The organism is Vibrio sp. C8, assembly GCF_054051265.1.
In genome coordinates this window covers 22227-29064 of sequence record NZ_JBPAOE010000019.1, presented here as the reverse complement: position 1 = coordinate 29064, position 6838 = coordinate 22227, and the positions used below count along the sequence as shown (strand labels likewise).

General features: G+C 43.4%; 6 protein-coding genes and 1 tRNA gene. 5 read left to right on the top strand and 2 right to left on the bottom strand.

Translation table 11 applies throughout. The features are described from left to right. Window positions 1-124 precede the first annotated feature (124 nt). Window positions 125-200, bottom strand: a tRNA-Gly gene (locus ACRQQK_RS11060). A 383-nt stretch (window positions 201-583) separates the two neighbouring features. Here ACRQQK_RS11060 and ACRQQK_RS11055 point away from each other — a divergent pair. Next, window positions 584-1276, top strand: coding sequence for a hypothetical protein (locus ACRQQK_RS11055; RefSeq protein WP_457511417.1), 693 nt, complete (start codon window positions 584-586; stop codon window positions 1274-1276). Window positions 1277-1319: 43 nt separating this feature from the next. Here ACRQQK_RS11055 and orn read toward each other — a convergent pair whose 3' ends face one another. Continuing rightward, window positions 1320-1865: an oligoribonuclease gene (orn, locus tag ACRQQK_RS11050; RefSeq protein WP_457511416.1), complete on the bottom strand. Its 546-nt coding sequence runs from the start codon at window positions 1863-1865 to the stop codon at window positions 1320-1322. Window positions 1866-2030: 165 nt separating this feature from the next. On the opposite strand from orn, the gene rsgA reads away from it, so the two are divergent. From rsgA to ACRQQK_RS11030, 4 genes are all read left to right on the top strand, one after another. After that, complete coding sequence (gene rsgA, locus ACRQQK_RS11045; protein WP_457511415.1) at window positions 2031-3092, top strand: small ribosomal subunit biogenesis GTPase RsgA; 1062 nt, start codon at window positions 2031-2033, stop codon at window positions 3090-3092. A 162-nt stretch (window positions 3093-3254) separates the two neighbouring features. Beyond that, complete coding sequence (gene asd, locus ACRQQK_RS11040) at window positions 3255-4115, top strand: archaetidylserine decarboxylase (RefSeq protein ID WP_457511414.1); 861 nt, start codon at window positions 3255-3257, stop codon at window positions 4113-4115. A 172-nt stretch (window positions 4116-4287) separates the two neighbouring features. Beyond that, window positions 4288-5703, top strand: coding sequence for an SLC13 family permease (locus ACRQQK_RS11035; RefSeq protein WP_457511413.1), 1416 nt, complete (start codon window positions 4288-4290; stop codon window positions 5701-5703). Window positions 5704-5908: 205 nt separating this feature from the next. Then, window positions 5909-6796, top strand: coding sequence for a DMT family transporter (locus ACRQQK_RS11030; protein ID WP_102967318.1), 888 nt, complete (start codon window positions 5909-5911; stop codon window positions 6794-6796). Window positions 6797-6838: the final 42 nt, after the last annotated feature.

Here is a 6838-nt window from a genome sequence, read left to right as displayed (position 1 = left end):
CGGGAGCTGGATTTGAACCAACGACCTTCGGGTTATGAGCCCGACGAGCTACCAAGCTGCTCCATCCCGCGTCCGTAATCATTGTTAAGCACAATGAGAGCTTTCGCTTTCTAACTAGAGAAAGTGGAGCGACACACGAGGTTCGAACTCGTGACCTCAACCTTGGCAAGGTTGCGCTCTACCAACTGAGCTAGTGTCGCATCAACAACGTTTCCGTTGTTCAGGGCTGCGAATTATAAGAGCATTTTTGTGTGATGCAAGCCCTTATCGAAAAAAAATTTATTTTTTTTATCGCTTGACTAAAAAGCATCCGCAAACAGCGTATTTTGCTTAAAAGACCACCAATGTCGATTGGTCATTTAAGGTTTCACTTAAATTCGAGCCAACGCATTATGCGAGATAAACCATTATTCTGACAGAATTATTTGCAACTTATTTTGCGACCGACGTATTTTTAACCGTACAGCACCAAAATCTGCGCAAGCTGACATTCGTAAAAGCTTCCGTCTTTGAAACTTCTGACAAGGAAAGTAAAAAGGAAAATGGATTGAGTAAACTAATCCCAAAGCCACCCAAACGTGATATTTCACTACTACTGGTGCTACTCACCACTTTTTTCTTCCTATTTGGTTGTGGCTCAATGCCAAAACCTATGCGCAATTTAGGAAAGAGTGATGTTGATTTTGTTATGGATGTTCACGCCAAACAGCAAAAACAAATGCTGATGGAATTGACTCGAAAACTTTACGTTCGAAATCCTTGGCAACTCAGAAAAAGTTCCGGCATGAGCGTGGATGCTCGTATGGCGCAGATATTCGGCACCTACAATACGATTGAAATTCCCTCTTTGATTTTTGATGAACTGAACGGAGTCACTGGCGTTGATGCTATTCTTCTTAGCTTCGATGAAGACTTTCAGGGAGATAGGGTTTTCGCCGCTATGGTGGGGTTAACGGAGATGCTCAGGCGGTCTTACAACCACCAGCAGGAATTTTTCATTATCGATTCATTAAATGAGCAATCCCTTTATAACAGCGCTCGTAACATTGAAATTTTTGTCTGGCGTCTGTATCAACGCAGAGACAGTAAAGGTGAATTGTTTCTGTTATCAAACCGCATGGGAGAATCGGATTACGACATCAGTTTTGATCGGTTGTTTTCCAAAATGGTGATGGTTCAGGACATGATGGCCTTGATCGTGGCCGATAAAACCAATCGTGGTATAACTAAAGTGGTTCAAAGTGTAGCGCAACTTGCCTTTCTACCCGTTCCATAAAAAAACCGCAGCGATTGCTGCGGTTTGATTCATATGTATGCGCTTAAATCGACATGATGGTTTGACGATAATACTTAAGCTCGGCGATTGATTCGCGAATATCATCCAACGCCAAGTGACTCCCCTTCTTAGAGAAACCGTCCAACACTTCAGGTTTCCAACGACGAGTCAACTCTTTCAAAGTACTGACATCAATATAGCGGTAATGGAAATACTCTTCTAATTCCGGCATATGTTTATAGAGAAAACGGCGATCTTGTCCAATACTGTTACCGCAAATCGGAGATTTTCCGCGAGGAACCCATTTTTCTAGAAACTCTATAGTTTGTGTAACGGCTTGTTCTTCTGTCACTGTGCTTTGGCGAATACGCTCAACCAGACCGCTAGCTGTGTGCGTGTTGGTACACCAATCATCCATTTTGTCTAACTCTGACTCTGGCTGGTGAATCGCCAACACAGGTCCTTCCGCTAGAATATTTAACTGACTATCGGTAACAATAGTGGCAATTTCGATGATTTTGTGAGCTTCAGGGTCTAAGCCAGTCATTTCTAAATCGATCCAAATAAGATTTTGATCGCTATAAGACATAAGTGAGTGCCTATATGGGTTTGTCGATAAAAGAGGTACTATACCCAAATTCAGATAGCCAAGAAACCTAGCTCAACGCATTTACTCAAATGTGTACAGCTTCAAATTTGGCACCAAACTCAATCAAATTCATCAGTACCATCGAATTCATAAAAGTAGATCATAGTGGCAAAGAAAAAAAAGCTAACTAAAGGCCAAGTGAGGCGAGTAAGAAACAACCAACACCGCAAACTTAAGCAAGAAGACTCCGTGCAATGGGAAGAGTCGATGCTTGAAAGCGCAAAATTAGGCTTGGTTATTACGCGGTTTGGCCAACATGCTGACATCGAAGATCCTGAAACAGGAACGATTCATCGCTGCAACTTACGACGTGGCATTGAAAGCCTAGTCTCTGGTGACAAAGTGATCTGGCGGCCGGGTAATGAAATTTTGGCGGGGATATCTGGTGTCGTTGAGGCTGTAGAACCTCGCACATCAGTGCTGACTCGTCCTGATTATTATGACGGTTTGAAGCCAGTTGCTGCCAACGTTAATCAGATGATCATCGTCTCTTCTGTATTGCCTGAGTTATCGCTCAACATCATTGACCGCTACCTCATCGCTTCAGAAACACTGGAAATTGCGCCACTGATTGTCCTCAATAAGATTGATTTATTAACTGACGAGCAGCGTTTGCAATATCAAGCGTCTCTGGCTGAGTATGAGCGCATCGGTTATGAGGTGCTTTACGTCAGTAAGCAAACCGGCGAAGGCATTAAGGCTTTGGAAGAAAAACTGCGCGATAAGATCAATATCTTCGTCGGTCAGTCAGGTGTGGGTAAATCCAGCTTAGTCAATGCACTGATGCCTGAATTAGCCGAGTCGGTAGAAGAAGGTGCTATCTCTGAAAATTCAGGTTTAGGTCAACACACAACAACAGCGGCTCGTCTCTACCACATTCCATCAGGCGGTGATTTGATAGACTCTCCGGGAGTTCGTGAGTTCGGTTTATGGCATTTAGAAGCCGATGACATCACAAAAGCTTATGTTGAATTTCGTACTTACTTAGGTGGTTGTAAATTCAGAGACTGTAAGCACGGCGATGATCCCGGCTGTATATTACGAGAAGCTGTTGAGAAAGGTGAAGTGAGCCGAACTCGATACGAGAACTATCACAGAATTATCGAAAGTATGGATGAAAACAAAGCCAATCGTCAGTATTCGCGTAATAAGAAAGCGGATCTATAGCGAGATTTTGTTGCCATTTATAACCAAATTGCTGACACCTGAGGCGATTTTCAGTAACATCTCGCGCCCAAAGCTCAAGGTTTGCTGACCTTTTGAGCAGAACAGACAATTTGTCCCATTGTTCTAAACACATTGGACTTAAACACATTGGAATGAAACACAATGGATAAAATTAAAGTTGGACTGCAGTATTGGATTCCACAACACGGTTTAACTCGCTTAGTCGGTAAGTTAGCCTCAGCTAAAGCGGGTGGCCTAACTACAGCCGTTATCCGCTGGTTCATCAAACAATATAACGTGAACATGGATGAAGCTCTGCATTCAGATCCAAAGCACTTTAAAACATTCAACGAATTCTTTGTGCGTGAGCTAAAGCCTGGTGCTCGCAATATTGTTGAAGATGAATTAGTGATTACTCACCCAGCGGATGCTTGCGTGAGTCAATTTGGCCCTATCAACAATGGACAGTTGATTCAGGCAAAAGGCCATGACTTCTCAGCACAAGAGCTGTTAGGTGGCGATGCTAAATTGGCTGAAGAGTTCCGTGATGGCGAATTCGCAACACTGTACTTATCTCCTCGCGACTACCATCGAGTACACATGCCATGTGATGGCACTTTACGTCAGATGATTTACGTACCAGGTGATTTGTTTTCAGTTAACCCACTAACGGCTGAAAACGTACCAAACCTGTTTGCGCGTAATGAACGCGTAGTTTGTATCTTCGATACAGAGTTTGGTCCAATGGCTCAGGTATTAGTAGGTGCAACTATCGTTGGTAGCATTGAGCTAACTTGGGCAGGAACTGTAACTCCTCCTCGTGGTAACACAGTTTACCGTTGGGATTATCCAGCGACGGGTGACAAAGCGGTTTCATTCAAGAAAGGCGAAGAAATGGGTCGCTTTAAACTTGGCTCAACGGTCATTAACCTGTTTGCCAAAGATGCAATCCGCTTTGATGAGAGCATGAAAAATAATGTACCAACTCAACTAGGTACACCATACGCTCACATCAACAAATAAACGTGTTTTCCTCTTTTAAAATGCCCAGCTGAGTCTGGGCATTTTGTTTTTGACCTATCCCACACATCCACCTTTTATCTATGAAAAAAAACAAAACTTTAACCCTGCTCTAAGACCCTATTATTTCAATGGGTTAATATTTAGTCATTCTTCTTGGAGTGAGGATGTACCCATGCCGACTTTGCAACCTATGTTGCTCATAAAACTGTTAGTGTGTCTTTTGATTCCTCTTGGTGTCCTGATGATGCCAATTGATGTAATTCCCATTGAGAACCTCACTCTGATACAGCATCGATTACTGGCAATTTTCTTGCTTGCTGCTCTCTTATGGGTATTGGAACCTGTACCTGTGTTTGCAACTTCGATATTCATCATCACTCTTGAGCTCATAATGATCTCAAATAAAGGATTGCATTGGTTTCGAGTACCTTCAGAAGGCCATGAGTTGGGTGCACTCATTCCTTACACTGAAATATTCAGTGCGTTCTCCTCTCCCATCATCATTCTATTTATGGGGGGCTTTGCCCTGGCAATCGCAGCATCAAAATATGAGTTGGACAACAATTTAGCCCGAGTACTGCTCAAGCCTTTTGGAACTCAACCGAAATTTATCATGCTTGGTTTGATGCTGATTACCTCTGTGTTTTCAATGTTTATGTCCAATACCGCAACCACGGTAATGATGTTGGCATTGTTGGGACCTATTGTGGCATCGGCACCCAAGGGGGATTTAGGTATTAAAGCTTTGGTACTCTGTATCCCTATAGCGGCAAACACTGGTGGTATTGCCACCCCAATAGGTACACCTCCCAATGCAATTGCATTGCAGTACCTAACGGGTGAACACAGTATTAGTTTCTTATCTTGGATGAAGATGGGTCTGCCCTTTGTCTTTATCCAGCTCACCTTCGCATGGTTCCTATTACAAAAGTTATTTCCCTCTTCTCAACCATCTATGACGCTTAAGCTTGAAGGAACATTTATGCGCAGCTGGAGAGCAATTGTGGTGTACATAACTTTTGCTGCCACCATACTTCTGTGGATGACAACCTCGCTACACGGTATGAACACCTATGTTGTAGCAGTAATCCCGTTAGCGATATTTACCTTAACTGGCATTATGGGCAAAGAAGAGCTCAAACAAATCAACTGGGATGTACTTTGGCTTGTTGCTGGTGGTATCGCCATTGGCATTGGCTTAGAACAAACTGGTTTAGCGAAAGCTCTCGCGCACGCAATTGATTACGAGTCTCTCTCTCCAATGTCCGTTGTTATTACACTTTCAATCATCTGCTGGCTAATGGCAAACTTTATGTCAAATACCGCAACCGCTAACTTGTTGATGCCGATAGCAGCCGCAATTGGCACATCGATGCAAAGCTTGTCCGATGTTGGTGGTATTCAGGGACTGCTGGTTGTTGTCGCATTTTCAGCTTCTTTAGGGATGATTTTACCCGTATCTACACCACCGAACTCACTGGCGTATTCAACAGGATTGATAGAAAGCAGAGACATGGCAAAAGCAGGTGTCATCATTGGTGTAGTTGGCTTGTTGATTGTGTATATCGCCACTTGGATACTCACTTAACCTACTTTTCCCTCTATCAAAATCTCCCTTGTACAAGGGAGATTTTTGTTTTCTGCTATAGAAAGTTTTCCTGTCGATGCACTACCTATAAAAAGCACCAATAACGCTGCTATTGCCTCCATCGTAAATGATATGAATTTACTTTGTTTTCTCATATCTTGATGGCATATTGAGAACCCTTTTCCCTCCCTCTCAAGGATCAATCATGGGCTATGAATGGCTGGCGCTTGCTGCGGCATTTCTGTGGGCTATTGCCAGTTTACTTTCTGTTACTCCCGCCAGACATCTTGGAACCTTTGCCTATAGCCGATGGAGAATGGGATCGACATTTACCATTTTAGCCACAATGGCACTAATTACTGGTGGCTGGTCAACGGTAGAAGCATCAGCAGTTCCACCCATGATGTTGTCGGGACTTATCGGCATATTCATTGGTGATACCGCACTCTTTGCCTGCTTGAACCGTATGGGGCCTCGCCAATCAGGTCTACTTTTCTCTTGTCATGCCGTTTTTTCAACTGTGTTAGGATATTTTCTCTTTAGCGAGAGCATGACGCCTCTTGAACTTTTAGGTTCAACTCTAGTCTTCTCTGGTGTATTGACTGCCATATTTTTCGGCAGAAGAGGACAAGCCAGCAACCATTTAGAAATGGTGCATGGTAACGTTTGGATAGGACTAGGCTTAGGATTAACCGCAGCGCTATGCCAAGCTTTGGGTGGTGTAATTGCAAAACCAATAATGCAAACGGATATTGATCCGGTAGCCGCATCTTCAATACGAATGCTGACGGCGTTTGTCGCCCACTGCTTACTGCGAGCGACCGGAACTCGCGTTGCACGGCCGACTCAAAAAATGAACTGGAAAATTTTTGGCATTACTACCATCAATGGTTTTATTGGTATGGCGCTGGGCATGACGCTGATTTTGTATGCTCTGCGTGAGGGGAATGTAGGTATGGTAGCTCTGCTTTCTTCCACTACACCTATCATGCTATTGCCTATACTTTGGATCTATACCAAACAAAGACCAAACCGTTTTGCATGGTTAGGCGCGATTGTCGCCGTCGCTGGAACAAGCATTTTGGTCTACTAACGAACTATTTTTAGTTTGCTAACTATAAGAATAAACAAGCAA

Coding starts and splice junctions, on each gene's coding strand:
- ACRQQK_RS11035 (WP_457511413.1), top strand. CDS start 4,288: ATGCCGACTTTGCAACCTATGTTGCTCATAAAACTGTTAGTGTGTCTT.
- asd (WP_457511414.1), top strand. CDS start 3,255: ATGGATAAAATTAAAGTTGGACTGCAGTATTGGATTCCACAACACGGT.
- ACRQQK_RS11030 (WP_102967318.1), top strand. CDS start 5,909: ATGGGCTATGAATGGCTGGCGCTTGCTGCGGCATTTCTGTGGGCTATT.
- orn (WP_457511416.1), bottom strand. CDS start 1,865: ATGTCTTATAGCGATCAAAATCTTATTTGGATCGATTTAGAAATGACT.